The organism is Kribbella pratensis, from assembly GCF_004365355.1.
In the GTDB taxonomy this organism is placed as follows: Bacteria; Actinomycetota; Actinomycetes; order Propionibacteriales; family Kribbellaceae; genus Kribbella.
The window spans coordinates 2943497-2967809 of sequence record NZ_SODP01000001.1; the positions used below are offsets into that span (position 1 = coordinate 2943497).

Consider the following 24313-nt stretch of genomic DNA (forward strand, 5'->3'; position numbering starts at 1 on the left):
GAGGTGCGAGGTGCGGGGCCGGGGGATGCGGGGTGCGGGGCGCGAAAACCTCGAGCCGATTGCGGTCGGTTGGGGCAAGCTGAGCAGCATGACCACGACCATCCGGACGGCGATCACCGACGCCGACTACGAAGCCTGGCGCGCGGTGCGGATCGCGGTCCTGCCGTACGAGCGCTGCCCGTCCGTCGCCGAGATGCGCGACCTCGATCGACCCGGACGGCTGACTGTGCTGGCCGAGGTCGACGGTGAGGTCGTCGGCAGCGGGCTGGCGGATCGGTCCGGCGACGGTGAGCGGGCGTCGCTGATGCCGCGTGTCCACCCGGACCACCGCCGCCGCGGCGTGGGCACGGAGCTGCTCCGGGTGCTCGCCGAGCATGGCGTTGCCCAGGGGTACGACATGGCGGGGGCGAGCGTCGACGACCAGGAGTCCCGGCTGTTCGCCGAGCGGTTCGGTTTCAAGGAGGCGAATCGGGAGGTCGAACAAGTCCGGCAGATCGGCGACGAGCCCTGGCCGGCGCCGCCGACGGAGTACGAGATCGTCTCGGTCGCCGAACGCCCGGAGCTGTGGACGGCGGCCTATCACCAGGTCGCGTTGCCGACCATCCCGGACATGGACCACTCGGTCGCGCTCAAGGTTTCGGCAGCCGACTGGGAGAAGGAGTGGATCAACGACCCGGCCGCGATGTTCGTGGCTGTCGCCGGTGACCAGGTGATCGGCGTGGCAGGGCTCAAGCTCGACTCGGATCGCCCCGAGCGTGCAGAGGTCGGGTACACCGCCGTACGCCGGGAGTGGCGCGGCAAGTCGGTCGCGTCGACCCTGAAGCGCACGAGCATGGCGTGGGCGGCCGACAACGGAATCACCGAGATCTACACCTGGACGCAGCGCGGCAACGAGTCGATGCGCCGCCTCAACGAACACCTCGGCTTCACCTACGGCATCGTCAGCCTCACGATGCGGGCACCGCTGCCTCTCCCGATCTAGGGCCAGTGGGTGGCGACCAGGTTCCAGATGACGCCGGCCAGTGCGTCTTTGCTGCCGGAGGGGACGGGGAGGGCGTTGCCTTCGCGGTCGAGGATTACGGCCTCGTTCAGGTCGCTGCCGAAGACCTTGCCGCCGGAGACGTCGTTGATGACGAGGAGGTCGCAGCCCTTGCGTTCCAGCTTGGCGCGGCCGAGCTCCAGGACGGTGTGGTCGGCGTCGCCGGTCTCTGCCGCGAAGCCGACGATGACCTGGCCGGCGCGAGCCCGGTCGTGGGAGATGGTCTGCAGGATGTCCGGGTTCTGCACCAGGTTGACCGCGGGCACGGCGCCGTCGGCGGTCTTCTTGATCTTGTGCTCGGCGACGTCGGCGGGCCGGAAGTCGGCGGGCGCGGCAGCCATCACGATCGCGTCCGCGTCACCCGCGCGGCCAGTGATCTCGTCGTACAGATCGCGCGTCGAGACGACCGGAACGACCTGTACGCCGGCGGGATCGGGCAGCTCGGAGTTGGCCGCGACGAGCGTGACCTTGGCGCCGCGGGCGGCAGCGATCCGGGCGAGCGCGTAGCCCTGCTTGCCGGACGAGGAGTTGCCCAGGTACCGGACCGGGTCGAGGTGTTCGCGCGTTCCCCCTGCGCTGACCAGAACATGCTTGCCGGTGAGGTCGGCGACCGACTGCCCGGCGGCGCGGGCCGCCTCGTCGGCGAGCATCAGCTGGCTGATCGCGAAGATCTCCGACGGCTCGGGCAGCCGTCCGCGGCCGGTGTCGGCGCCGGTCAGCCGGCCGACCGCCGGGTCGAGAACCGTGATGCCGCGAGAACGCAAGACGGCGACATTCGCCTGGGTTGCCGGGTGTTCCCACATCTCGGTATGCATCGCCGCCGCGAACAGGATCGGGCAGCGTGCGGTGAGCAGGGTGTTCGTCAGCAGGTCGTCGGCCAGCCCATGGGCGGCCTTGGCGATCAGATTCGCGGTCGCGGGCGCGACCACGACCAGCTCAGCCGCCTTGCCGATCCGGACGTGCGGCACTTCTTCGACGTTGTCGAACGGGTCGGCCGTCACCGGCTTCCCGGACAGCGCCGCCCAGGTCGCCGCGCCGACGAACTCCAGCGCGGCCGCGGTCGGCACCACGCGCACGCTGTGCCCGGACTCGGTCAGCCGCCGGAGGAGGTCACAGACCTTGTACGCCGCGATGCCGCCGCCGACGCCCAGCACAACGTTGGGCTTGTGCTTGACGGGCGCAGCGGGAACGACAGAGTCCCCCGGGACAGCTGTGGTCCCAGGGGTTTGCACTTCACCGGATCCGGACATCAGCTGACCCCGTTCCCGGTCGTCATTGCGAGTGGGTTACTCGGACTTCTCCGCGGCAGCGGCTTCCGCCTCGGCCTCGGGGTCGATGTCGGTGCAGGTCAGCACGCCCTCGTTGATCTCGCGCATGGCGATCGACAGCGGCTTCTCCTGGACGTGCGTCTCGACCAGCGGTCCGACGTACTCCAGCAGGCCCTCGCCGAGCTGCGAGTAGTAAGCGTTGATCTGCCGCGCGCGCTTGGCCGAGTACAGCACCAGCTTGTACTTCGAGTCGGTGCGGGTGAGCAGGTCGTCGATCGGCGGCGAGGTGATGCCGATGGCGACGGGCTGGTTGCCAGACAAAGTCAGCTCTTTCCAGAGATGGAGGGTGATCGAATCAACTTTACCAACTGATCGGCAGCCTCCCGAACCGAGGCGTTCACGATCGTCACGTCGAACTCCTTCTCGGCCGCCAGTTCCAGTACGGCGGTCTCGAGCCGGCGCTCGCGCTCTTCCTGCGTCTCGGTGCCGCGGCCGACCAGGCGGCGTACCAGCTCGTCCCAGGTCGGCGGCGCCAGGAACACGAACTGTGCCTCCGGCATCGTCTCGCGGACCTGACGCGCGCCCTGCAGGTCGATCTCCAGCAGGGCAGGCCGGCCCGCGGCGAGCTTGTCGAGCACCGGCTGCTTCGGCGTCCCGTAGCGGGCCGCCTTGTGGACGACGGCCCACTCGAGCAACTCACCGTCCGCGACCATTCGGTCGAACTCCGCGTCGGAGACGAACAGGTAGTGCACGCCGTGCACTTCGTTCGGCCGGGGTTTGCGGGTGGTTGCCGAGACCGAGATCCAGATGTCGGGGTATCGCTCGCGGATCTCTGCCGCGACCGTCCCCTTCCCCACCGCCGTGGGCCCGGCCAGCACGGTCAACCGCGCCGGGCCGGGATCGGCGGCCAGCGGCTCGTTCGCGACATTGTCAGGGTGCGTGGTCATCGTCACACCAGTGTCCAACGAGCCGGGATGGATTTCGGTCTGGCTCACACTGAATCACCCAGCGTCACTCAGCGAATTCGCGCTCGAGCGCGGCGATCTGGTTGGAGCCGAGGCCGCGCACCCGCCGCGTCTCGGAGATCCCGGCCCGCTCCATGATCTGCTGGGCTCGGACCTTGCCGACGCCGGGGATGCACTGCAGAAGCTGGCTCACCCGCATCTTGCCGATGACCTCGTTGGTCTGGCCCTCGTGGAGCACCTCCGTCGGAGACGCTCCCGAGTGCCGGATCCGGTTCTTGATCTCGGCTCGTTCACGCCGCGCGGCCGCGGCCTTGTCCAGTGCAGCCGCACGCTGCTCCGGGGTCAAAGAAGGAAGTGGCACCGTTTCACCTGTCCCGTTGTATGGCTTCGCAAGGGAACCTAACACGGCTCCAGCCCGCGATCAGGACGCGGTGAGCAGAGTCGCGGGACGGGCTGCGGATTCGAACGATCAGTTGATCAGTTCAGCGCCGGGAGGTCGACCTTGCAGCTGTCCTTGGCCTGGCTGCTGATGTTCTTGTACGCCGTCATCACGGCGCCGGTCTCCTTGCTGAGCTTCGCGAGCTCGACCCGGTCCGAACCGGCCGCCTTGGCCTTCTCGGCGAACGTGACGACGACACCCCAGTCGTCCTTGACGTCCTTCGGCGCGGACTCCTGGAGCTTCTTCGCCTCGTCCAGGATCTTCACGTAGTCGACCGGCTTCTGCGGGTCGACGTCGACGGCCTTGGCGGCGTACTTGGCGAGGTCGACGCAGTACGCCTGCTCGTCGGTGCAGGCGGTCAGCGCACCGCCTGCCGTCACAGCGGCGGCCACGGTCGCAATGATGGCGAGAGCACGTTTCACGGCTTCATCCTCGGGGGTCGGGAGGTCGTGTGCGAACGACGCTACCGGGAGTCACCAAATCATCCGAAACGAATACGTTCCGCTGTCGGACGATCCGGATGCTGCCAGGTACGGTCAGGTGCTGTCGCCGTGGCGCCGGCGGGACGGCGATGCGACGCCGCCCTGCCGGCACCGCGAGCGTCAGTTGGCGTTGCCTGCGCCCGGGAGGTCGATCTTGCAGGTGTCCTTCGCCTGCTTGGTGATCGCCTGCATAGCGGGGGTGATCTTGTCGCCGTCGCTCTTGGCGAGCTCCAGCAGCTTGTTGGTGTCGCCGTTGGCGTCCTGCGCCTTCTCGGCGTAGTCGATGACGGTCTTCCAGTCGTCCTTCAGATCGTCCGGCGCCGACTTCGACACCTTCTTGGCCTGGTCCAGCATCTTGCCGACGGCGTCGGAGTCCTTGATGTCCAGGTTCTTCGACGAGTCGACGTAGCCCTTCAGGTCACCGCAGTAGTCGCCGCCGGAGCATGCCGTCAGGACACCGGCACTGATCGTCACTACGGCCGCGAGGGCTGCCAGCTTCCGCATTCTGTTCCTTCACACGTCGCGCGGGAAGTCTGTGGCTCCCCGTCCGCCGACACCTTTCCGAACGCCGGGGTCATCGCGAGCTCCGGCACGCCGTGAACAAGATCGCACGGCTCGACTGGAACCGGGTTGTGATGTGGCGCGTCGTCGCGACCGCCGAACGAGATCGCGACCGCGTTCGCCGCGACGATCACCAGGATCGCCGCCCAGTCGACGATCGCCGGCTCCTGGTGCAGAACCACGAGACCGACCATTGCCGCGAGCACCGGGTTCACGCTCATGAACACACCGAAGAACTGTGCCGGCACTCGCCGCAACGTCAACAAATCAACGAGAAACGGCACCGCGGACGACAGTACGCCGGCCACCAGCGCGTACGACGCAGCGGCGAGCGTGGCGGGGTGATGCAGCAGCACGATCACGCCGACAGGAATATAAGCGAGTCCGGACAACGCAGCAGCGGCGGCCGAACCCGTTGCACCCGGCAACTCTCGACCGACCTTGCGGTTGAGCAGGATGTAGAAGGCCCAGCCCATCGCGGCCAGCAGGCCGAGCCCGATGCCCAGGTAGTCGGTTGTCGCTTGGGGTCGCGCCAGCAGCACCACTGCCGGCGCGGCGACGAGCGCGCACACCAGGTCGAGCACGCGACGTGAGCCGAGCAGTGCAACAGCGAGCGGACCCAGGAATTCCAGGGTGACTGCCAGGCCTAGGCCTACCCGATCGATGGCCGTGTAGAGGGACAGGTTCATGACCGCGAAGACCATGGCCAGCCCGATCACCGGGCGCCACTGGCGGGCGGTGATGGATCGCAGACGCGGGCGGCCGACCGCGAGCAGGACGATCGCCGCGACCCATTGACGGATCGCCACCACGCCCGCCGGACCGATCACCGGGAACGCGAGCGCCGCGACCGACGCTCCGACCTGCGTCGACAGCCCGCTCCCGAGCATCATCACCACTCCGACCCACCGTTCTCGCCTCACGAACACGAGAGTCCGCCCAGCAGGCGTCGCCACAAAATGCGGGCGCGCGGTGATCTATACGCTGGAGTCATGGATCTCGAGCTGCGGCACCTGCGCTGCCTGGTCGCGATCGTGGACAACGGGACATTCACCGATGCGGCGATCGAGCTCGGGATCTCCCAGGCCGCTGTGTCGCGGAGCCTGCTGGCCCTGGAACAACGGCTCGGCGTACGCCTGCTGCATCGGACCAGCCGCTCGATCACACCGACGACTGCAGGCGTCCAAGTCCTCGCGAGGGCCCGGCAGATCCTGGCCGAGATCGACGTACTGGTGACTGAGGCGACCAGCGGCCACACCCGGCTGCGCGTCGGGCACGCGTGGTCGGCGTTCGGCCGGCATACGACGGAGTTCCAGCGCCGATGGGCTGCCGCCCACCCCGAGGTCGAGCTGCAACTGATCCGCACGAACACAGCCACCGGCGGCCTCACCGAGGGTCTGTGCGATCTGGCCGTCGTCCGGAGCCACCTCGACCTGAGCAGGTTCGGCCACGTGCTGCTGACCCAGGAGCCGCGGTACGGCGTACTTCCGGCCGATGACGCGCTGGCGCGCAAACGATCGCTCACGCTCGCGCAGATCGCCGACCGGACGATCGTGATCGACCGCCGGACCGGAAGCACCACGATCGAGCTCTGGCCGGAGGACGCGCGACCGCGGATCGAGTTCACCCATGACGTCGACGACTGGCTGGCCGCGATCGCCTCCGGCCGCTGCGTCGGCGTGACGCCTCAGGCGACGACGACGCAGTACCGGCGGGATGGCGTCGTCTATCGCCCGCTGCGCGATGCCCCGCCGGTCGACGTGCACCTGATCTGGCGTCGCGAGGACCCGCATCCGGCGACTCAGGCGGCCGTCGAACTGCTGACGACGCTCTACAAGAAGTCCAGCGCCTGACGGCGATCCACGGCCTTCCACAGCGTGTCGCGGATCTGCTCGATGCCGCCGACGGGCCAGCGCTCGTAGAGCTGCAGTACGGCGGGATCCTGGAGGTCGGCTGTGAGCGTGCCGATGAAGTCTCCCCAGACGACCTTGAACGGCCGGCCGCACATCTGCTCCACACCGAGCTCGATCGGCGTGGTGACGGCCGATCGGTTGTGTAGCTCGGCGACGCCGCGATAGGCCGCCATCAGCGCCTCTTCGCGTTGCTGCCACGTTTCCGCCCGCAGCACCTCGCGCAGCAGCGGCGTCAGGGTCGGGCCGCACGACAGGCGGTTGAACGCCGTACCGAACCATTTCCGGTACGGCGCGTAGGTGCGCTCGATCAGGAAGCACAGTTGCATGAGGTCGTGAACGAGCTGCGCGCCGATCAACGCCGATCCGAGCTCGTCCCCGACGTACCCGGCCCGCCCGACCAGGTTCATCTCCGGATGGACCCGCCACCACGCGGTGATCATCAAATAGCGCCACACATCGTCCGGGTAGTACGCCAGCCGCTCGCGGACCGCCGCGAGACCCAAGTCGTCATGGAACACACCACCGGCCGTGTGCTGCCGAAGGATCGACTCGGGAAATGTCAGCCAATTCTGCGGCGTCAGCTCGGCGTCGATGTCGAACGCCAACTGGTCGCGGAAGTATTTGTGCAGCGTATGCACCTCGACCCAGGTCGGCCGGTCCTCGAACGTCGTCGGCACCTCCGGCTGCACTTCGACACCGTGATCGACGAACAGCAGCACCCGCGCTTCGCAGTTGTGGTCGGTCGACATCTCGTCGTCGAAGCCGAGCACCTCCGACCCGCGCCCCAGCAGCGCGGCGCTGTGCGGCACGTCCAACTGCGGCCGGACGACCTTCCGATAGAACCGCTCGCAAATCCCCAGACCAGACATGCGAAGGAAGATCGCATAACACCGGCCGGAAATTCAAGATAAACGAGCAAATCCCGCGAAAATAGCTCGCGGGATTTGCTGGTTCTTATTCTATCAGCGTTTAGTGCATTCCGTCAGTAGCCCAGCACGGTCCGGTAGGCATCGTTCGCCCGGTCGGCCGCGGCCTGCAGGCCGGTCGGTCCGGCGCCGAGGATCTCGCGGGAGCTCGACGGTACGACGTTGCGGACCGCCGTGCCGAAGACCTTCGTCAGCCCCTCGGCCGTGCCGCCTTGGGCGCCGAGGCCGGGGGCAAGCAGCGGGCCGTTGATGTCGAGGTTCTCGTCGGTGGAGCTGATGGTCGCGCCAACAACTGCCCCGAACGACCCGAGGTCGTCGGCGTCCGCGTTGAGTCCGCGCAGGCCGTCGAGGACCGCTCCGGCGACAGTCGGGCCGTCGGCGGTGCGCGCCGTCTGGAACTGCGGACCCTCCGGGTTGGAGGTCAGCGCCAGGACGAACAGGCCGGCGCCGGACTCGCGCGCCACGTCGATGGCCGGTTGCAGCGAGCCGAACCCGAGGTACGGGCTGACCGTCAGCGCGTCGCACGCCAGCGGACCCTTCTCGGCCAGGTACGCCGCCGCGTACCCGCCCATCGTGCTGCCGATGTCTCCGCGCTTCGCGTCGATGATCACCAGCGCACCGGCGTCCCGCAGCCGGATCGTGGCCTGCTCGAGTACGGCGATGCCGGCCGACCCGAACCGCTCGAAGAACGCGGACTGCGGCTTGAACACCGCGACCCGGTCGGCGAGCGCGTCGACGACGCCGTACGTGAACGAGGCCAGGCCCTCGGCCGTGTCCGGCAGGCCCCAGGCGTCGAGCAGGTGCTGGTGTGGGTCGATGCCGACGCAGAGTGGCCCGCGGGTGTCCATGGCAGCGCGCAGACGCGCACCGAACGGCTTGTTACGCATGTCGCTCCCCACTAGTTGGTTGCTCACGGCAAGCTCCTGTTGATGGCCCGGATCAGGCCGGGGCCGCGGTAGATCAGGCCGGTGTAGACCTGCACCAGGCTGGCGCCGGCGTCGAACAGGCGGGCGGCGTCGGACGGTTCGACGATCCCTCCTACCCCGATGATCGGCAACGCTCCCCCGGTCTCGTTGTGAATGTGGGCGACGGTCTTCGCCGCGATCTCCGCAAGGGGGCGCCCGGACAGGCCCCCGGTCTCGCGAGCCAACGGATGATCCGAGACGCCCGCCCGATCGATGGTGGTGTTGGTGGCGATGATTCCGGCCACGTGTCCGTCGGTGCAGACCTGGAGCAGCTCGTCGATCGCGGACGTCGTCAGGTCGGGTGCGATCTTCACCAGGATCGGCTTCGGATCGAGCCCGGCAACGGTCAGCGAAGTGGCCTCGGCGCGCAGAGCGGCGAGTAGTTCGCGCAGGTGGCCGGCGTCCTGCAGCGAGCGCAGGCCGGGCGTGTTCGGTGAGGAGACGTTCACGGCGAAGTAGTCGGCGTACCGGTAGAGGCGGCGCAGGGACGTCACGTAGTCCTCGACGGCGTCCTCGAGCGGGGTGATCTTCGACTTGCCGATCGAGATGCCGAGCGGGTAGCCGAGTTCGCCGTACGCCGCGAGTCGGTCCGCGAGCGCTTCGGAGCCGAGGTTGTTGAAGCCCATGCGGTTGATGACAGCCTCGTTCTCGACCAACCGGAACAACCGGGGCTTCTCGTTACCCGGTTGCGGATGCGCGGTGACGGTGCCGACCTCGACGAAGCCGAAACCGACCGCGGGCCACGCCCGCAGTGCGATCCCGTTCTTGTCCATCCCGGCAGCCAGCCCGACCGGTGACGGGAACGTCAGGCCGAAGACCGAACGCGGTGACGCCGACCTGAACATCCGGGCTCCGAGCGCAGGGCCGCCGGGGATGCGCCCCACCAGGCGCATCCCCTTCAGCGTCTGCTCGTGGGCGACCTCCGCGTCACCGCGACCCAGCCGGTACAGGACCGGTCGGACAACTCTCCTATACACCGTGGATCCTCGGCACCCAGTCCTGGAGCGACCGTACGCCGATGTCGCCGGCGCGCTGGGCCTCGATGCCTTGCACAGCGGCTGCCAGGCCCTGGACCGTGGTGATGCATGGGATGTTGCGTGCTACTGCGGCGCTGCGGATCTCGTAGCCGTCGAGGCGCGGCGAACCGCCCTGCGTGATACCGATCGGGGTGTTGACGATCAGGTTGAGCTCGCCGTCCTGGACCATCTGGACGATCGTCGGCTCGCCGTTCGGGCCGGGGCCCTGACTGCTCTTGCGGACGGTGACCGCCTCGACGCCGTTGCGCCGCAGTACGTCGGCCGTGCCTTCGGTCGCGTAGATCTGGAAGCCGAGATCCGCCAGCCGCTTGACCGGGAAGATCATGTGCCGCTTGTCCCGGTTCGCGACCGAGACGAACACCTTGCCGTCGATCGGCAGCGGCTGCGAGGCCCCCGCCTGCGACTTCGCGAACGCCGTACCGAAGGTGTCGTCGATACCCATCACCTCGCCGGTGGACTTCATCTCCGGGCCGAGCACGGTGTCGACCGACGAGCCGTCGATGGTCCGGAACCGGTTGAACGGCATCACGGCTTCCTTCACCGCGATCGGCGTCGTCGGCGGCAGCGTGCCGCCGTCACCGGTTGCCGGCAGCAACCCTTCGCCCCGCAGCTCGGCGATCGTTGCCCCGAGCATCACCCGGGCGGCGGCCTTCGCCAGCGGTGTCGCGGTCGCCTTCGACACGAACGGCACCGTCCGCGATGCCCGTGGGTTCGCCTCCAGCACATACAGCACATCGCCGGCGAGGGCGTACTGGATGTTGATCAGCCCGCGGACACCGACCCCGCGCGCGATCGCTTCGGTGGACGTCCGGAGCTTCTCGATATCCGCGTTCCCGAGCGTGATCGGCGGCAGCGCACAAGACGAGTCGCCCGAGTGGACGCCGGCCTCCTCGATGTGCTCCATCACGCCGCCGAGGAAGAGCTCCTCGCCGTCGAACAGCCCGTCGACGTCGATCTCGACCGCGTCGTCGAGGAACCGGTCGATCAGCACCGGGTGCTCGAACGCCTCGCCGCCGCCCAGCCGCTCGAGCGCGGCCGACAACTCGGCCGAGCTGTAGACGATCTCCATCCCACGTCCGCCCAGCACGTACGACGGCCGCACGAGCACCGGGAACCCGATCTCCTCGGCCACCGCCTGCGCCTCGTCCGCGGACAGCGCCGTACCGTGCTTCGGCGCCGGCAGCTGGGCCTCCGCGAGCACCTTGCCGAACGCGCCCCGCTCCTCGGCCAGGTGAATGGCCTCCGGCGACGTCCCGACGATCGGTACGCCGGCGTCCGCGAGCCGCTGCGCCAACCCGAGCGGCGTCTGGCCGCCGAGCTGCACGATCACGCCGGCCACCGGGCCGGCCTGCATCTCGGCGTACACGATCTCGAGCACGTCCTCGCAAGTGAGTGGCTCGAAGTACAGCCGGTCGGAGGTGTCGTAGTCGGTCGAGACCGTCTCCGGGTTGCAGTTGACCATCACCGTGCAGTACCCGGCCTCGCGCAGGGCCATCGACGCGTGCACGCAGGAGTAGTCGAACTCGATGCCCTGCCCGATCCGGTTCGGCCCCGAGCCCAGGATGAGCACAGCCGACTCGGTCCGCGGCGCGACCTCGGACTCCTCGTCGTACGACGAGTAGTGGTACGGCGTCTCGGCCTTGAACTCGGCCGCACAGGTGTCGACCGTCTTGTAGACCGGCCGGATCCCGAGCGCCTGCCGTACGCCGCGGACGACGTCCTCGGTCAGCCCACGGATCTCGGCCAGCTGCAGGTCCGAGAACCCGTGCCGCTTGGCCAGCTTGATGACCTCGGGCGTGAGCCGCGGCGCAGCCGCCACCTGCAGCGCGGTCTCGTGCAGCAGGTACAGCTGGTCCACGAACCACGGGTCGATCTTGGTCGCGTCGAAGATCTTCTCGGGAGTCGCACCCGCGCGGATCGCGTCCATGATGATCCGCAGCCGGCCGTCCTGCGGTGTCTTGATCTTTTCCAGCAGCGGCTCCAGGTCGCCGGCCGGATGCCCGGCCCAGGAGAATCGGGCCTCCGGCTTCTCCAGCGACCGCAGCGCCTTCTGCAGCGCCTCGGTGAAGTTGCGGCCGATCGCCATCGCCTCGCCGACGCTCTTCATGTGCGTGGTCAGCGTGGCGTCCGCGGCCGGGAACTTCTCGAACGCGAACCGCGGCACCTTCACCACCACGTAGTCCAGCGTCGGCTCGAAGCTGGCCGGCGTCTGCTTGGTGATGTCGTTCGGGATCTCGTCCAGCGTGTAGCCGATGGCAACCTTCGCGGCGATCTTCGCGATCGGGAAGCCGGTCGCCTTCGACGCCAGCGCGGACGAGCGCGAGACCCGGGGGTTCATCTCGATCACGATCAGCCGGCCGTCGGCCGGGTTGACCGCAAACTGGATGTTGCAGCCGCCGGTGTCGACTCCGACCTCGCGAATGATGCCGATGGCAAGGTCCCGCATGACCTGGTACTCGCGGTCGGTCAGCGTCATCGCGGGCGCGACCGTGACCGAGTCGCCGGTGTGCACGCCCATCGGGTCGAGGTTCTCGATCGAGCAGATGATCACGACGTTGTCGGCCTTGTCGCGCATCACCTCCAGCTCGTACTCCTTCCAGCCGAGGATCGACTCCTCGATCAGGACCTCGGTGGTCGGCGACGCGTGCAGTCCGGCGCCGGCGATCCGGCGCAGGTCGGCCTCGTCGTACGCCATCCCCGAGCCGACGCCGCCCATCGTGAACGACGGCCGCACGACCAGCGGGTACCCGAGCTGGTCCGCGGCGCCCATCACGTCGTCCAGCGTGTGGCAGATCACCGACCGGGCCACCGACGCGCCGAGCTTCTCGACGATGTGCTTGAACGACTCGCGGTTCTCACCCCGCTGGATCGCGTCGACGGACGCGCCGATCAGCTCCACGCCGTACTTCTCGAGCACGCCGTTCTCGTGCAGGGCGATCGCCGCGTTCAGCGCGGTCTGGCCGCCGAGGGTGGCGAGCAGCGCGTTCGGGCGCTCCTTCTCGATCACCTTCTCGACGAACTCCGGCGTGATCGGCTCGACGTACGTGGCGTCGGCGAACTCCGGGTCCGTCATGATCGTGGCCGGGTTGGAGTTCACCAGCACGACGCGGAAGCCCTCTTCGCGCAGGACCCGGCAGGCCTGCGTGCCGGAGTAGTCGAACTCGCAGGCCTGACCGATCACGATCGGGCCGGAGCCGATCACCAGGACCGACTCGATATCTGTCCGCCGCGGCATCAGTTCCGCCCTTCCATCAGCTCGATGAACCGGTCGAACAGGTAGGCGGAGTCGTGGGGACCCGCCGCTGCCTCCGGGTGGTACTGCACGGAGAACGCCAGCACGCGGCCGTCCTTGCCGGTGAGCCGCAATCCTTCGACCACGTTGTCGTTCAGCGACACATGGCTGACCTCGGCTGTGCCGTACGGCGTCTCGACCATTGAATCGATCGGCGCGTCGACCGCGAAGCCGTGGTTCTGCGCGGTGATCTCCACCTTGCCGGTCGCCCGGTCGAGCACCGGCTGGTTGATCCCGCGGTGCCCGTACTTCAGCTTGAAGGTCCCCAGCCCCAGCGCCCGGCCGAACACCTGGTTGCCGAAGCAGATCCCGAAGTACGGCTTGTTCTGCTCGAGCAACTGCTTCAGCAGCGTGGTCGGGTGCTCGGTCGTCTCCGGGTCGCCCGGCCCGTTGCTCATGAAAATGCCGTCCGGGTTGACCGCGAGTACTTCGTCCAGCGAGGCGGTGGCGGGCATCACGTGGACCTCGATGCCGCGCTCGGCCATCCGCTTCGGCGTCATCGACTTGATCCCGAGGTCGAGCGCGACCACGGTGAACCGCTTCTCGCCCTCGGCCGGTACGACGTACGTCTCGGGGGTGGTGACCTCGTCGGCGAGGTCCGCGCCGGCCATCGGCGGCTGCTGCAGAACCTTCGCCAGCAGGGCAGCCGGATCCAGGATCTCGGTGGAGATCCCCGCCCGCATCGCGCCGCGCTCACGCAGGTGCCGGGTCAACGCACGGGTGTCGATACCGGAGATCCCGACGATCCCCTGGCTCTTCAGCTGGTCGTCCAGGGACCGCTTGGCGCGCCAGTTGGACGGGACGCGGGCCGGGTCGCGGACGACGTACCCGGCGACCCAGATCCGCTGCGACTCGTCGTCCTCGTCGTTCACACCGGTGTTGCCGATGTGCGGCGCGGTCTGGGTGACGATCTGCCGGTGGTACGACGGGTCGGTCAGCGTCTCCTGGTAACCGGTCATCCCGGTGGTGAACACCGCCTCGCCGTACGTCTCGCCGGTCGCCCCGTACGACGTGCCGGCGAACGACCGGCCGTCCTCGAGGACCAGGAGTGCGGGCTGGCTCATCTTTGCTCGGCTCCGATCAGTGTTGCGATGGATTCGGTCAGGGCGGCGGTATCGGCCTTGCGACGCGGGCGGAACCCGGTGTCGAGCTCGCGGCCGTCGTGCGTCCAGGTGACCACGACCAGGCCGGACTTCTCCGCGGTCACCTTGCCGGCGATCCCGCGGTCGGTCCGTACGCCGGTCACGTGGTCCGCGGGGATGAACACATCCGTCGCGCCCTGCCGGTGGAAGATCAGGCCGGCCTCACTGACGGCCAGGTCCGCGATGCTGCGGACGCCCAGTTCGTGCACGGCGATCCGGTCCATCCAGTCGCCGGCGCTCGTGGTTGCGACGTACACGCCCTCGACGCCGCGGGTCTTGTCCTCCCCCGGCACCGTGGGCAGCGGCGCCAGGTCGGACTGCCGGGACTGGCGGTTCCGCCAGCCCCGGTACATGCCGAAGTAGCCCGCTGCCAGCACCAGCAGCGTGCCGAGAATGCCTAGGAAGCTCTTCACCGAGTCAGCTCACCGTCGAGCACGACCGGCACACCGCGGAGGAACGTCGCGACCACCTTGCCCGGCAGCGTCATCCCCTCGAACGGCGTGTTCCGCGACAGCGACACCGACTCGTCCGGTACGACGGTCCGCTCGACCCTGGGGTCGTACAGCACGACGTTCGCGGGCGCACCGGTCTCGAGCGGCCGGCCGTGGTCGGAGATCTGACCGATCGAGGCCGGGCGGTAGCTCATCCGGTCGGCCACCTCGGCCCAGGTCAGCAGCTTGGTGTCGATCATCGAGTGCTGTACGACGCTGAGCGCCGTCTCTAGGCCGGTCATGCCGAATGCGGCCGCGCTCCACTCGCAGTCCTTGTCCTCCACCGGGTGGGGCGCGTGGTCGGTGGCGACGATGTCGATCGTGCCGTCGGCCAGACCCTCGCGGACCGCCTCGACGTCGTCCTTGGTGCGCAGCGGCGGGTTCACCTTGTAGACGGGGTTGTAGGAGGCCGCGAGGTCCTCGGTCAGCAGCAGGTGGTGCGGCGTGACCTCGGCGGTGACCTCCAGCCCGCGGCGCTTGGCGGCGCGGACGATCTCCACCGAACCTCTGGTCGACAGGTGGCAGATGTGCAGCTTCGACCCGACATGGGCGTTGAGCAGGATGTCGCGGGCGATGATCGCCTCCTCGGCGACACTCGGCCAGCCGGTCAGTCCGAGTACTCCGGACAGCGCGCCCTCGTTCATCTGCGCGCCCTGGGTCAGCCGTGGCTCCTGGGCGTGCTGGGCGATCACGCCATCGAACGCCTTCACGTACTCGAGCGCACGCCGCATCAGCGCCGCATCCCAGACACAGTCGCCGTCGTCGGAGAAGACCCGGACGCGAGCAGCCGAGTCCGCCATGGCACCGAGCTCGGCGAGCTGCATGCCCTTCCGGCCGACGGTGACCGCGCCGATCGGGAACACGTCCGCGTACCCGGCGTCGCGGCCGAGGCGCCAGACCTGCTCGACGACGCCCGCGGTGTCGGCGACCGGGTCGGTGTTGGCCATCGCGAACACCGCGGTGAAGCCGCCCTTGGCCGCCGCCCGCGTGCCGGTCAGCACGGTCTCGGCGTCCTCGCGGCCGGGCTCGCGCAGGTGCGTGTGCAGGTCGACCAGACCCGGCAGGGCGATCAGGCCCTGCGCGTCGACGGTCGTCGTACCCGCGGGGGTTTCGAGGTTGGTGCCGACAGCAACGATCTCGCCGTTGTCGATCAGCAGATCCGCCACCTCACCGCCGACGACGCTTGCTCCGGTGATCAGGTATGCGGTCATGCGGTCTGCTCCTCTTCGTTACTACCTGACAACAGCAGATAAAGGACGGCCATGCGGATGGCCACGCCGTTCGTGACCTGCTCGACGATCACCGAGCGGGTGGAGTCGGCGACCTCGGCGCTGATCTCCATCCCGCGGTTCATCGGGCCAGGGTGCAGCACGATCGCCTCGTCCGGCAGCTGCGCCATCCGGTATTTGTCGAGGCCGTACCGCCGCGTGTATTCGCGGGCACTCGGGAAGAACGCGTCGTTCATCCGCTCCCGCTGCACCCGCAGCATCATCACCGCGTCGGTCTTCGCCAGCGCGCCGTCCAGGTCGTACGACGTCGCGCACGGCCAGCTCGTCATGTTGACGGGCAGCAGTGTCGGCGGCGCGACCACGGTCACCTCGGCGCCGAGCGTCGAGAGCAGCAGCACGTTCGACCGCGCGACCCGCGAGTGCAGTACGTCGCCGACGATCGTGATCCGGCGGCCGTCCAGCGAGCCGAGATGGCGGCGCATCGTGAACGCGTCGAGCAGCGCCTGGGTCGGGTGCTCGTGGGTGCCGTCACCGGCGTTCACCACCGAGCCGGTCATCCAGCCGGACTTCGCCAGCAGATGCGGCGCTCCGGAGGAGCCGTGCCGGCAGACCACGCCGTCCGCGCCCATCGCCTGCAGCGTCAGCGCGGTGTCCTTCAGGCTCTCGCCCTTGCTCACGCTCGAGCCCTTGGCGGAGAAGTTGATCACATCCGCCGACAGCCGCTTGGCGGCCGCCTCGAACGAGATCCGGGTCCGGGTCGAGTCCTCGAAGAACAGGTTGACCACGGTCCGCCCGCGCAGCGCGGGCAGCTTCTTGATCGGGCGGTCGGCCAGCGACCGCATCTCCTCGGCGGTGTCGAGGATCAGATTGGCCTCGTCGCGGCTCAGGTCGCCGGCACTCAGCAGATGCTTCATCAGCCCTTCGCCCCCTTGTCTGCGATCAGTACGGCGTCTTCCCCGTCGTACTCGGTGAGGTGCACCGTGACCCGCTCCACCAGCGAGGTGGGCAGGTTCTTGCCGACGTAGTCGGCGCGGATCGGCAATTCGCGGTGGCCCCGGTCGACCAGGACCGCGAGCTGGACCGCGCGCGGGCGGCCGATGTCGCCGAGCGCGTCGAGGGCCGCGCGGATCGTGCGGCCGGAGAACAGCACGTCGTCGACGAGGACGACGACCTTGCCGTCGATCCCGTCCGCGGGGATGTCGGTGTGTTCCAGGCCGCGGGGCGGCTTGAGGCCGATGTCGTCGCGGTACATGGTCACATCGAGTGACCCTGTGGGCACGCTCTGCCCTTCAACCGCCTGGATCCGGGCGGACACGCGCTGAGCGAGCGCGACACCGCGGGTGGGGATGCCGAGCAGGACGACCGGGTCGGCGCCGCGGTTCCGCTCGAGAATCTCGTGGGCGATCCGGGTCAGTGCCCGGGAAATGTCGGAAGCGTCGAGAACCTCGCGACCACTGTGTTGCGGCGGCTGCGTGAACTCGGGTTGCTCTGCACTCTGGGCAGGGCTCATCGCTACCGTTCCTCCTTTCCCGCCTCTCTGGACGGGTCTTTAAAGGACGTTCGGACCGCTTGACATGGTATCGGATGTGACACGCCGTCTTGACGCTGGCCTCACACCCAGAATATTGTTACTCTGTGTAATCGAGGGGGGTTTCACCTTTCGGGCCGTACCCTGCGGGCCGGACAAGACGAAACTAGTCGGAGGGAAGACCAGCGTGCCTAGCGAATACGCGAAGACACTGGGTGGCAAGCTACGCGCCATCCGCCAGCAGCAAGGACTGTCGCTGCATGGTGTGGAAGAGAAGTCCAAGGGTCGCTGGAAGGCGGTCGTCGTCGGCTCTTACGAGCGCGGCGATCGAGCCGTCACGGTCCAGAAGCTCGCGGAGCTCGCCGATTTCTACGGCGTGCCCATCCGTGAACTGCTCCCTGGTTCCGCCAGCGCGGCCGCAGCTGCAGCCGCTCCGCCCCGGTTGATCCTCGACCTGGAGGCTCTGCAACACCTCGACGCGAGCGAGGCGGGTCCGCTGACGCGGTATGCCGCCACGATCCAGGCTCAGCGTGGGGACTACAACGGAAAGGTGCTGTCGATCCGGCAGGACGACATGCGGACGCTCGCCGTGATCTACGACGAGTCGCCGACGACGCTGACCGAGCGATTCATCTCCTGGGGCGTGCTGAACCCGGAGGCGAAGGGCGAGGTCGAGGAATCGTCCGAGGCAGCCGGCGCCTGACGCCCAGCGTCAATCGCTGTGCCTGATCGCAGATGAAGGCACTAGACGGTCGGGGCTTGTAGCAGCTGGCCCGCGGCCGCCCGCCTTCTCCATCTGACCCAACAGAGCAGGACGAGCAACACCACGCAGTACAAGCGGCAGGTACCACCTCACCGGCCGCGCACGGGGACGCATCGGCGGCCCGGGACCGTACCGAGACGGTCACCGGGCCAGACACACAGAGGAACTCGGAGAGGGCTCGCCCCCCTCGTTCCTCGAATCTCTGCGCCGGCCGAGTCTGTCAGCCGGCCGAATCTCTCAGACGCCCAGTGTGGGCTTCAGCTGCAGCAGTCTCGCCAGCAGCCCGTTCACGAAGACCGGCGACTCGTCCGTCGACAGATCGCGCGCCAGCGCGACCGCCTCGCTCACCGCCACCACGTCCGGGACCTGGTCGTCGAACAGCAGCTCGTAGGCACCGATCCGGAGGATGTTGCGGTCCACGGCCGGCATCCGGTCCAGCGTCCAGCCCACCGAGTGGGTCTCGAGCAGGTCGTCGATCTGCTCGATGTGCTTCGCGACACCTTCGACCAGCGCCACAGTGAACTCGTTCACCGGCGGGTCGTTGTCGGCCACCCGGTCGGCCAGGGTGCCGCCGACCGGCAGCCCCCTGACCTCGGACTCGAACAGCACGTCCAGTGCGCGCTTGCGGGCCTTGCTACGGGCAGACATGTTCTGTTGTCAGCTCTCTCAGGTGTGTCAGGGCCTCAGGAGGTGACGCGGCCGAGGTAGTCCCCGGTGCGGGTGTCCACCTTGACCTTCTCACCAGTGGTCAGGAACAGCGGGACCTGGATGTCGTACCCGGTCTCGAGCTTGGCGGGCTTGGTGCCGCCGCTGGAGCGGTCGCCCTGCAGACCCGGCTCGGTGTACTCGACGGTCAGCTCGACGGAGGCCGGGAGCTCGACGTACAGCGGGAGGTCGTCGTGCACGGCGACGATGGCGTCCTGGTTCTCCAGCAGGAAGTGGACGGCGTCACCGACCACCTCGGGCTGCAGCTGCAGCTGGTCGTACGTCGACTTGTCCATGAACACGAACGCCGACCCGTCGTTGTACAGGTAGGTCATGTCACGCTTGTCGACCGTGGCAACGTCGACCTTGACGTCGGCGTTGAAGGTCTTGTCCACCACCTTGCCGGACAGCACGTTCTTGAGCTTCGTCCGGACGATGGCGCCGCCCTTGCCCGGCTTGTGATGCTGGAACCACACGACGGACCACAACTGCCCGTCCAGGTCGAGCACCATGCCGTTCTTGAGGTCGTTCGTCGTTGCCACGCGGGTATGCCCTTCGAAATTGATCAGCGGTAACAAGCGATTGTAGCGGTCACTTCCGGTTCCTCCGACTCCGCGGACCCTGAGGGCTCTACGCTGAGAGCCGGACCGTCCACGGGAGGAGGCCTGCGATGACCGGATTCATCATCTTCATCGTGGTGATGATCGTCGTGAGCCTGATCAACAAGGCCAAGCAGCAGTCCAACCGCGGCAGTGGGAAGGTGAATCCGCGCGTCCAGGCCTTGGTCGAGCGGATGCAGGCCCAGCAGGGCGGCAACCAGCCCACGCAGTTCCAGGGTCAGTACACCCACGCGGCCGGTCAGGGCGGTCCGACTGCACCTCTGCCGAACCAGCAGTCCACCTTCCCGCAGACCGGGAGCGCGCCGGGCAGTCAGCAGGTCGGGGCCGCGCTGGAGCAACTGATGCAGAACGGCCGCCAGCCACGTCATCTGGGCGAGCGGACCTCCCCGGGCCAGGCGGCACAGCTGCCGGGCGGTTCCGCGCAGTACCCGACGACCGGGGTGTACCAGCCGCCGGCCCAGTACCAGCCGGCGCAGTACAACGCGAATCCGTACCAGCCGCCGGCGCATCGCCCGCAGCAGAGCCGCCTGCCGGTGTCGAACCAGGACCTGGACGCCCAGGTGCGGACGCTGATGAAGGCGAACAACGAGGTCGGCGCGATCCGGCTGCTGGGCGAGCAGCGCGATCTGGGCATCCTCGAAGCGCAGAAGTACGCCCGCTCGCTCGTCGCCCCCAAGACGACTCCCCGCACCACCGACCAGGACGACCCCAGCCAAGACGACCAGAACGAACCGGACGAGGACGACCGGCGGTACGTCGGCTCGGCCGCGTTCGCGGAGTCGATCTTCAACCTCGACGACCGCGAGGAGAACGTCTGGGCCAGCGGCTGGGTCGACAAGCCCGAGCCGGAGGACCGCTCGGACATCGATGAGCTCTGGCAGACCGTCCGCAACGCGCCGCGACCCGGGACGACTCCCAGCTAATCGCGCTTGTCTCCAAGGGATTCCAGCAAGGTCCGGAGCAGACCGGCGAGCTGGTCGCGTTCCGCCGCCGACAGGCCGGCAAGCAGGTGCGCCTCCGTGTCGACATGAGTCGGCAGCACCTTGTCGATCAGCTTCAGCCCCTTGGCCGTCAGCGTGACCTGTACGCCGCGGCCGTCGGTCTCGCTGGGCGCACGCGTCACCAGACCACGAGCTTCCAGCCGATCCAGCCGCTGACTGATCGCCCCTGAGGTCACCATCGACGAGTGCATCAGCCCGGCCGGCGTCAGGCTGTGCTCCGCGTTGCTGCGCCGCAGCGTCGCGAGTACGTCGAAGGACGCGCGGTCCAGCTCGTACTTCGCGAAGTTCCGCCGCAGCTCGGCGTCGAACAGCGCGCTGAGCCGGCTCAGCCGGCCGATGACCCCCATCGGCGACGGATCGATATCCGGCCGTCGCGCCCGCCATTGCTCGAGCACCAGGTCGACGTGATCTGCCATCCGCCCAGCCTACTGCCGAATTGCTTAGCGCTGAGGGATTGCAAGTAGCTTAGCGCTGAGATACTTTACCTTAGTGCTAAGCAATCGAGTCTCTCTTCTTCTGGTCACGGCGATCACGCCGCTGCTCTGGGGTACGACCTATCTGGTCACGACCGAGTTCCTCCCACCTCATCGCCCGCTGCTGGCCGCGCTGCTCCGGTCGCTGCCGGCCGGCCTCCTGCTGGTCGCGATCACCCGCGTCCTTCCCCGCGGCAGCTGGTGGTGGCGCTCGCTGGTCCTCGGCACGCTCAACATCGGTGCCTTCAACGCATTGCTCTTCGTCGGCGCATATCGGCTGCCAGGCGGCGTCGCCGCGACAGTCGGTGCGATCCAGCCGCTACTGGTCGCGGTTCTGTCGGCCGGTCTGCTGCGGCAGCGTCTGTCGCTGCGCACTGTCCTCACCGCCATCGCCGGTGTGTTCGGCGTAGGCCTGCTGGTACTGCGGGCCACTGCACAACTCGACATGCTGGGTGTACTCGCGGCTGTCGGCGGTGCGGTAGTGATGGCGTTCGGCGTCGTACTCAGCAAGCGCTGGACGTCACCCGCTCCCCTGCTGGCGACGACAGGCTGGCAGCTGGTCGCCGGTGGACTGGTCCTGCTGCCAGTGGCCTTCCTGGTCGAGGGCGCGCTGCCTGACTTCACCCTGCGGAACCTGGCGGGCTACTCCTACCTGGCGCTGTTCGGATCCGCCGTCGCGTATGCGCTGTGGTTCCGCGGACTCCGCGAGCTCGCTCCGACGGAGGTGACGTTCCTGGGGCTGCTCAGCCCGGTGATGGCGACGACGCTCGGCTGGCTCGTGCTGGACCAGCACCTGTCCATCTGGCAGGCCGTTGGCGGTCTGATCGTGCTCGGCGCCCTCGTGACCGCCCAGGTACGCCGGAAGGTGCGGCCGACGCCCGCCGCCGAAGGTCCCGTCCTCGTCGCAGCCGGGGAGCGGTGATGAGGATCCTGGTCTGGGGTGCGGCCGGCGCCGTCGGCAGTCGAGTCACCCACGAAGCAGTTGCCCGCGGCCACCAAGTCACCGCCGTCGGCCGCTCGGGTCCGGTGCGGGGTGACGCGGCTGATCCCGAAGATGTCGCACGGCTGAGCGCCGGGCACGACGTGGTGATCAGCGCGACCCGACCGCGTCCTGGACAGGAAAGCGAGCTCGTCGCTGCTGCCAAGGGACTGCTGATCGGACTGCGTGGCAGCGGCATCCGGCTGATCCTGGTCGGCGGTGCAGCCAGTCTGATCGTGCCCGGGACCGAAGTGCAGTTGGTCGATTCACCGAACTTCCCGGTCGACCTGCGCCCGATCGCCCTAGCCTGCAACGAGCAGTACGACGTCGTGCGGGCAGCCGGCGGCTGCGACTGGACGTACGTGAGCCCGCCCGCGCTGCTCGAGCCGGGCGAGCGGACCGGGCGCTATCGGCAGGGCTACGACCATCTGGTGATCGATGCGCAGGGCAACTCGACGATCTCGCTGGAAGACTTCGCGATCGCGCTCGTCGACGAGGCCGAGCGAGCCGAACACGTCCGGCAGCGTTTCACCGTCGGGTATTAGACAGCCGGCCCCCGCTGCTTGGCGAGGGCCGGCTGCTTCAGGTCTTTCAGATAAGACCTTGGCGCAGTGCGTACGCGACGGCGTGTGTGCGGTTCTTCAGCTGGAGCCGGCTGGTCACGTCGTGCAGGACGTTCTTCACCGTTCGCTCCGAGTAGGACAGCTCACGAGCGATCTCCTGCGTGTCCTTGCCGTCGGCCACCAACCGCAGTACCTGCGTCTCGCGGTCGGACAGACCGGTGTGGGACGAGCCGATGTGAGACAGGCCGGTGTGGGACAGCCCCCGTGGTGCCGGGACTTGCCGCTGCATCCCCGGCACCTGGCCCAGCAACCGGCCAAGGAGGTCCGGCGGCAGGCTGCCGTCCCCGGCAGCGGCAGCCTTCACCAGGTGCACGATCCGGTCAGCGGTCGCCTCGGTCCGGCGCAGTACGCCGGACACCCCCAGCTCCACAGCGGTCATCAGCGCGTCGTCGTCGATCGCGCTGCCGATCAGCACGGTTCGGCGGCAACCGCGCTGGGTGGCCGCCCGCAGTACCTGGACAGCGCCCGCGTCCAGCGCGTCGACGGCGATCAACGCCACCACTGGCGGGGTGGTGCGCTGGTCACCTGACCGCGTGGGACCGGGCAGGCCGGGCAGCCCGGTCAGCCGAGCGACGAGGTCGGTGTCGTCGATCAGGCTGATCTCCGGGCACTGCCGGAGCGTGTGCACCAACCCGAACTGCGACAGCGGGTCCAGCGCCTTGACCCAGACCGGAATCCGGTGCTGCCCATTGATCGGTGTCGTCATACCCGCCACTCCCCCGAGGTGTTGTGAAATCTGCCCACAACCACCTGATGCCCGAAAGGGCAGTTTGGTTATGAATCCAGGCTGGTGAGTGCGCGGAGCGCTAGCCGGTAGGAGTCCAGGCCGAAGCCGGCGATGGTCCCGGTCGCCACACCGGCGACGACGCTGGTGTGCCGGAACTCCTCGCGGGTGGCGGGGTTGGTGAGATGGACCTCGATCAGCGGAGCCGTCCGCTGCGCGATCGCGTCGCGCAGGGCGTACGAGTAGTGCGTGAACGCTGCCGGGTTCAGTACGACGGGAATCCGGTCGTCGGCCGCCTCGTGCAGCCAGCCGACCAGCTCCGCCTCGTCGTCGGTCTGCCGCACCTCGACCTCGAAGCCGAGCTCGGCGCCGGTCTTCTCGCACACCCCGACCAGCTCGGCGAACGTCGTCGTACCGTACTTCTCCGGCTCGCGGGAGCCCAGGCGCCCGAGGTTCGGTCCGTTCAGCACCAGCACTCGCCTGCTCGCATCCGTCACAGCAGTCACCCTATCGGCAGCCCGTCAAAGGCCGTCTCCGCTTCGGTCACCGCGTCCAGGTAGCGGTCCGCGGCACGTTGGCCGGCGGTGATGACCTCCCAGTTGCGGCGGGACAGGACTCGCTGGACGGAAACCACTTGGGCAGCCAGGAGTTCGCCCGTGAGATCACCTCCAAGAGCTTCGGCGAGTGCGCGCTCGTCGTCGTCCATGAACTGGTGGAGCCGCGTCGTCAGGGCGGGTGTGGTGAAGACGAGCCTGTAGTAAGCAAGGACCTGCGGGTGGTCGTTCAGGCCGGTGATCGGGTCGCGGGCGGTCAATCCGGCGAGGAAGTGCTCGCGGAGCGCCTGGACCGGTGGGACTCCGGCAGCGGTCACGACCCGCGCCGACTCGTGGCGGTGGTCGGCGATCCGGTGCAGGACGAGGTCCTGCTTGGTCGGGAAGTACTTGAACAGGGTCGGTTTGGAGACGTTGGCCGCTTCGGCGATGTCGGTCACCGACACCTCGTCGAAACCTCGCTTCAGGAACAGCGCGATGGCCGCTTCGGACAGGGCGTCGTACGTCTGCTGCTTCTTGCGCTCGCGAAGTCCGGTCACGGTCATGATGTTAACCTAGGCAAAAGATTGACCGGGTTAATCTTTCGCGGAGGGGTGG

At 68.2% G+C, this 24313-nt stretch carries 28 protein-coding genes; 6 read left to right on the plus strand and 22 right to left on the minus strand.

Features of this window, described 5'->3' with window-relative positions; all coding sequences use genetic code 11:
* Positions 1–88 precede the first annotated feature (88 nt).
* Positions 89–982: a GNAT family N-acetyltransferase gene (locus EV653_RS13870; RefSeq protein WP_134102561.1), complete on the plus strand. Its 894-nt coding sequence runs from the start codon at positions 89–91 to the stop codon at positions 980–982.
* Here the strand turns inward: EV653_RS13870 and coaBC are convergent.
* The 7 genes from coaBC to EV653_RS13905 form a co-directional block, all read right to left on the minus strand.
* Positions 979–2289, minus strand: coding sequence for a bifunctional phosphopantothenoylcysteine decarboxylase/phosphopantothenate--cysteine ligase CoaBC (gene coaBC, locus EV653_RS13875; RefSeq protein WP_238159721.1), 1311 nt, complete (start codon positions 2287–2289; stop codon positions 979–981). The two genes, EV653_RS13870 and coaBC, sit on opposite strands and share 4 nt — an antisense overlap.
* A 36-nt stretch (positions 2290–2325) precedes the next feature.
* On the minus strand, positions 2326–2628 hold the full coding sequence (gene rpoZ, locus EV653_RS13880; RefSeq protein ID WP_130388473.1) for a DNA-directed RNA polymerase subunit omega: 303 nt from the start codon (positions 2626–2628) through the stop codon (positions 2326–2328).
* Positions 2629–2630: 2 nt separating this feature from the next.
* Positions 2631–3254 carry a guanylate kinase gene (gene gmk, locus EV653_RS13885; RefSeq protein WP_134102564.1) on the minus strand — a complete coding sequence of 208 codons (624 nt, stop codon included), beginning with the start codon at positions 3252–3254 and terminating at the stop codon, positions 2631–2633.
* A gap of 64 nt (positions 3255–3318) precedes the next feature.
* Complete coding sequence (gene mihF, locus EV653_RS13890; RefSeq protein WP_130449575.1) at positions 3319–3633, minus strand: integration host factor, actinobacterial type; 315 nt, start codon at positions 3631–3633, stop codon at positions 3319–3321.
* A gap of 116 nt (positions 3634–3749) precedes the next feature.
* A complete protein-coding gene (locus EV653_RS13895; protein ID WP_238159722.1) occupies positions 3750–4133 on the minus strand; it encodes a hypothetical protein in 384 nt (127 codons plus the stop codon).
* Between the two features lie 180 nt (positions 4134–4313).
* Entirely contained in the window at positions 4314–4697 is a 384-nt protein-coding gene (locus tag EV653_RS13900) for a hypothetical protein (protein ID WP_134102567.1), read from the minus strand.
* Positions 4667–5677 (minus strand): EamA family transporter, encoded by a 1011-nt coding sequence (locus EV653_RS13905; protein WP_238159723.1) that lies wholly within the window; start codon positions 5675–5677, stop codon positions 4667–4669. The genes EV653_RS13900 and EV653_RS13905 overlap by 31 nt, the downstream gene beginning before the upstream one ends.
* Before the next feature lie 69 nt (positions 5678–5746).
* On the opposite strand from EV653_RS13905, the gene EV653_RS13910 reads away from it, so the two are divergent.
* The gene (locus tag EV653_RS13910) at positions 5747–6607 is read left to right on the plus strand and encodes a LysR family transcriptional regulator (RefSeq protein ID WP_134102570.1); all 861 of its coding nucleotides are present in this window, start codon (positions 5747–5749) and stop codon (positions 6605–6607) included.
* On the opposite strand, the gene EV653_RS13915 is transcribed toward EV653_RS13910, so the two are convergent.
* From EV653_RS13915 to pyrR, 9 genes are all read right to left on the minus strand, one after another.
* The gene (locus EV653_RS13915) at positions 6586–7536 is read right to left on the minus strand and encodes a DUF4037 domain-containing protein (RefSeq protein WP_202871591.1); all 951 of its coding nucleotides are present in this window, start codon (positions 7534–7536) and stop codon (positions 6586–6588) included. The two genes, EV653_RS13910 and EV653_RS13915, sit on opposite strands and share 22 nt — an antisense overlap.
* Before the next feature lie 113 nt (positions 7537–7649).
* On the minus strand, positions 7650–8480 hold the full coding sequence (pyrF, locus tag EV653_RS13920) for an orotidine-5'-phosphate decarboxylase (RefSeq protein ID WP_134104242.1): 831 nt from the start codon (positions 8478–8480) through the stop codon (positions 7650–7652).
* Between the two features lie 23 nt (positions 8481–8503).
* Positions 8504–9535, minus strand: a complete 1032-nt coding sequence (locus EV653_RS13925; protein ID WP_134102576.1) for a quinone-dependent dihydroorotate dehydrogenase — start codon at positions 9533–9535, stop codon at positions 8504–8506.
* On the minus strand, positions 9528–12830 hold the full coding sequence (carB, locus tag EV653_RS13930; RefSeq protein WP_134102579.1) for a carbamoyl-phosphate synthase large subunit: 3303 nt from the start codon (positions 12828–12830) through the stop codon (positions 9528–9530). The genes EV653_RS13925 and carB overlap by 8 nt, the downstream gene beginning before the upstream one ends.
* A complete protein-coding gene (gene carA, locus EV653_RS13935) occupies positions 12830–13951 on the minus strand; it encodes a glutamine-hydrolyzing carbamoyl-phosphate synthase small subunit (protein WP_134102582.1) in 1122 nt (373 codons plus the stop codon). Before carA ends, carB begins: the two co-directional genes overlap by 1 nt.
* Entirely contained in the window at positions 13948–14442 is a 495-nt protein-coding gene (locus EV653_RS13940; RefSeq protein WP_134102586.1) for a PH-like domain-containing protein, read from the minus strand. Before EV653_RS13940 ends, carA begins: the two co-directional genes overlap by 4 nt.
* Positions 14439–15731 (minus strand): dihydroorotase, encoded by a 1293-nt coding sequence (locus EV653_RS13945; protein WP_134102589.1) that lies wholly within the window; start codon positions 15729–15731, stop codon positions 14439–14441. The genes EV653_RS13940 and EV653_RS13945 overlap by 4 nt, the downstream gene beginning before the upstream one ends.
* A complete protein-coding gene (locus EV653_RS13950; protein ID WP_202871592.1) occupies positions 15728–16663 on the minus strand; it encodes an aspartate carbamoyltransferase catalytic subunit in 936 nt (311 codons plus the stop codon). The genes EV653_RS13945 and EV653_RS13950 overlap by 4 nt, the downstream gene beginning before the upstream one ends.
* A complete protein-coding gene (gene pyrR / locus EV653_RS13955; RefSeq protein ID WP_134102595.1) occupies positions 16663–17259 on the minus strand; it encodes a bifunctional pyr operon transcriptional regulator/uracil phosphoribosyltransferase PyrR in 597 nt (198 codons plus the stop codon). The genes EV653_RS13950 and pyrR overlap by 1 nt, the downstream gene beginning before the upstream one ends.
* A gap of 205 nt (positions 17260–17464) precedes the next feature.
* On the opposite strand from pyrR, the gene bldD reads away from it, so the two are divergent.
* Positions 17465–17980, plus strand: a complete 516-nt coding sequence (gene bldD / locus EV653_RS13960) for a transcriptional regulator BldD (protein WP_130449595.1) — start codon at positions 17465–17467, stop codon at positions 17978–17980.
* Positions 17981–18277: 297 nt separating this feature from the next.
* On the opposite strand, the gene nusB is transcribed toward bldD, so the two are convergent.
* Positions 18278–18688 (minus strand): transcription antitermination factor NusB, encoded by a 411-nt coding sequence (gene nusB / locus EV653_RS13965; protein ID WP_130449597.1) that lies wholly within the window; start codon positions 18686–18688, stop codon positions 18278–18280.
* Positions 18689–18723: 35 nt separating this feature from the next.
* Positions 18724–19257, minus strand: a complete 534-nt coding sequence (efp, locus tag EV653_RS13970) for an elongation factor P (protein WP_238159826.1) — start codon at positions 19255–19257, stop codon at positions 18724–18726.
* 158 nt (positions 19258–19415) lie between these two features.
* Between efp and EV653_RS13975 the strand changes: the two genes are divergently transcribed.
* Positions 19416–20288 (plus strand): hypothetical protein, encoded by an 873-nt coding sequence (locus EV653_RS13975; protein ID WP_134102601.1) that lies wholly within the window; start codon positions 19416–19418, stop codon positions 20286–20288.
* Here the strand turns inward: EV653_RS13975 and EV653_RS13980 are convergent.
* Entirely contained in the window at positions 20285–20782 is a 498-nt protein-coding gene (locus EV653_RS13980; RefSeq protein WP_134102604.1) for a MarR family winged helix-turn-helix transcriptional regulator, read from the minus strand. The genes EV653_RS13975 and EV653_RS13980 overlap by 4 nt on opposite strands.
* A 73-nt stretch (positions 20783–20855) precedes the next feature.
* Between EV653_RS13980 and EV653_RS13985 the strand changes: the two genes are divergently transcribed.
* Both EV653_RS13985 and EV653_RS13990 read left to right on the plus strand, forming a co-directional pair.
* Positions 20856–21761: an EamA family transporter gene (locus EV653_RS13985; protein ID WP_134102607.1), complete on the plus strand. Its 906-nt coding sequence runs from the start codon at positions 20856–20858 to the stop codon at positions 21759–21761.
* Positions 21761–22363 carry an NAD(P)-dependent oxidoreductase gene (locus EV653_RS13990; RefSeq protein WP_134102610.1) on the plus strand — a complete coding sequence of 201 codons (603 nt, stop codon included), beginning with the start codon at positions 21761–21763 and terminating at the stop codon, positions 22361–22363. Before EV653_RS13985 ends, EV653_RS13990 begins: the two co-directional genes overlap by 1 nt.
* Positions 22364–22409: 46 nt before the next feature.
* Here the strand turns inward: EV653_RS13990 and EV653_RS13995 are convergent, their stop codons facing one another.
* From EV653_RS13995 to EV653_RS14005, 3 genes are all read right to left on the minus strand, one after another.
* Positions 22410–23147, minus strand: coding sequence for a helix-turn-helix transcriptional regulator (locus EV653_RS13995; RefSeq protein WP_134102613.1), 738 nt, complete (start codon positions 23145–23147; stop codon positions 22410–22412).
* Between the two features lie 68 nt (positions 23148–23215).
* A complete protein-coding gene (aroQ, locus tag EV653_RS14000) occupies positions 23216–23662 on the minus strand; it encodes a type II 3-dehydroquinate dehydratase (RefSeq protein ID WP_134102617.1) in 447 nt (148 codons plus the stop codon).
* Positions 23663–23667: 5 nt separating this feature from the next.
* The gene (locus tag EV653_RS14005) at positions 23668–24261 is read right to left on the minus strand and encodes a TetR/AcrR family transcriptional regulator (RefSeq protein ID WP_134102620.1); all 594 of its coding nucleotides are present in this window, start codon (positions 24259–24261) and stop codon (positions 23668–23670) included.
* Positions 24262–24313 lie beyond the last annotated feature (52 nt).

What these genes read in the sequence shown, in the direction of transcription:
- EV653_RS13870 (WP_134102561.1), top strand. Translation starts at nt 89, where the DNA reads ATGACCACGACCATCCGGACGGCGATCACCGACGCCGACTACGAAGCC.
- coaBC (WP_238159721.1), bottom strand. Translation starts at nt 2,289, where the DNA reads ATGTCCGGATCCGGTGAAGTGCAAACCCCTGGGACCACAGCTGTCCCG.
- gmk (WP_134102564.1), bottom strand. Translation starts at nt 3,254, where the DNA reads ATGACCACGCACCCTGACAATGTCGCGAACGAGCCGCTGGCCGCCGAT.
- EV653_RS13900 (WP_134102567.1), bottom strand. Translation starts at nt 4,697, where the DNA reads ATGCGGAAGCTGGCAGCCCTCGCGGCCGTAGTGACGATCAGTGCCGGT.
- EV653_RS13910 (WP_134102570.1), top strand. Translation starts at nt 5,747, where the DNA reads ATGGATCTCGAGCTGCGGCACCTGCGCTGCCTGGTCGCGATCGTGGAC.
- EV653_RS13915 (WP_202871591.1), bottom strand. Translation starts at nt 7,536, where the DNA reads ATGTCTGGTCTGGGGATTTGCGAGCGGTTCTATCGGAAGGTCGTCCGG.
- pyrF (WP_134104242.1), bottom strand. Translation starts at nt 8,480, where the DNA reads ATGCGTAACAAGCCGTTCGGTGCGCGTCTGCGCGCTGCCATGGACACC.
- carB (WP_134102579.1), bottom strand. Translation starts at nt 12,830, where the DNA reads ATGCCGCGGCGGACAGATATCGAGTCGGTCCTGGTGATCGGCTCCGGC.
- carA (WP_134102582.1), bottom strand. Translation starts at nt 13,951, where the DNA reads ATGAGCCAGCCCGCACTCCTGGTCCTCGAGGACGGCCGGTCGTTCGCC.
- EV653_RS13945 (WP_134102589.1), bottom strand. Translation starts at nt 15,731, where the DNA reads ATGACCGCATACCTGATCACCGGAGCAAGCGTCGTCGGCGGTGAGGTG.
- EV653_RS13950 (WP_202871592.1), bottom strand. Translation starts at nt 16,663, where the DNA reads ATGAAGCATCTGCTGAGTGCCGGCGACCTGAGCCGCGACGAGGCCAAT.
- pyrR (WP_134102595.1), bottom strand. Translation starts at nt 17,259, where the DNA reads ATGAGCCCTGCCCAGAGTGCAGAGCAACCCGAGTTCACGCAGCCGCCG.
- nusB (WP_130449597.1), bottom strand. Translation starts at nt 18,688, where the DNA reads ATGTCTGCCCGTAGCAAGGCCCGCAAGCGCGCACTGGACGTGCTGTTC.
- efp (WP_238159826.1), bottom strand. Translation starts at nt 19,257, where the DNA reads ATGGTGCTCGACCTGGACGGGCAGTTGTGGTCCGTCGTGTGGTTCCAG.
- EV653_RS13975 (WP_134102601.1), top strand. Translation starts at nt 19,416, where the DNA reads ATGACCGGATTCATCATCTTCATCGTGGTGATGATCGTCGTGAGCCTG.
- EV653_RS13980 (WP_134102604.1), bottom strand. Translation starts at nt 20,782, where the DNA reads ATGGCAGATCACGTCGACCTGGTGCTCGAGCAATGGCGGGCGCGACGG.
- EV653_RS13990 (WP_134102610.1), top strand. Translation starts at nt 21,761, where the DNA reads ATGAGGATCCTGGTCTGGGGTGCGGCCGGCGCCGTCGGCAGTCGAGTC.
- EV653_RS13995 (WP_134102613.1), bottom strand. Translation starts at nt 23,147, where the DNA reads ATGACGACACCGATCAATGGGCAGCACCGGATTCCGGTCTGGGTCAAG.
- EV653_RS14005 (WP_134102620.1), bottom strand. Translation starts at nt 24,261, where the DNA reads ATGACCGTGACCGGACTTCGCGAGCGCAAGAAGCAGCAGACGTACGAC.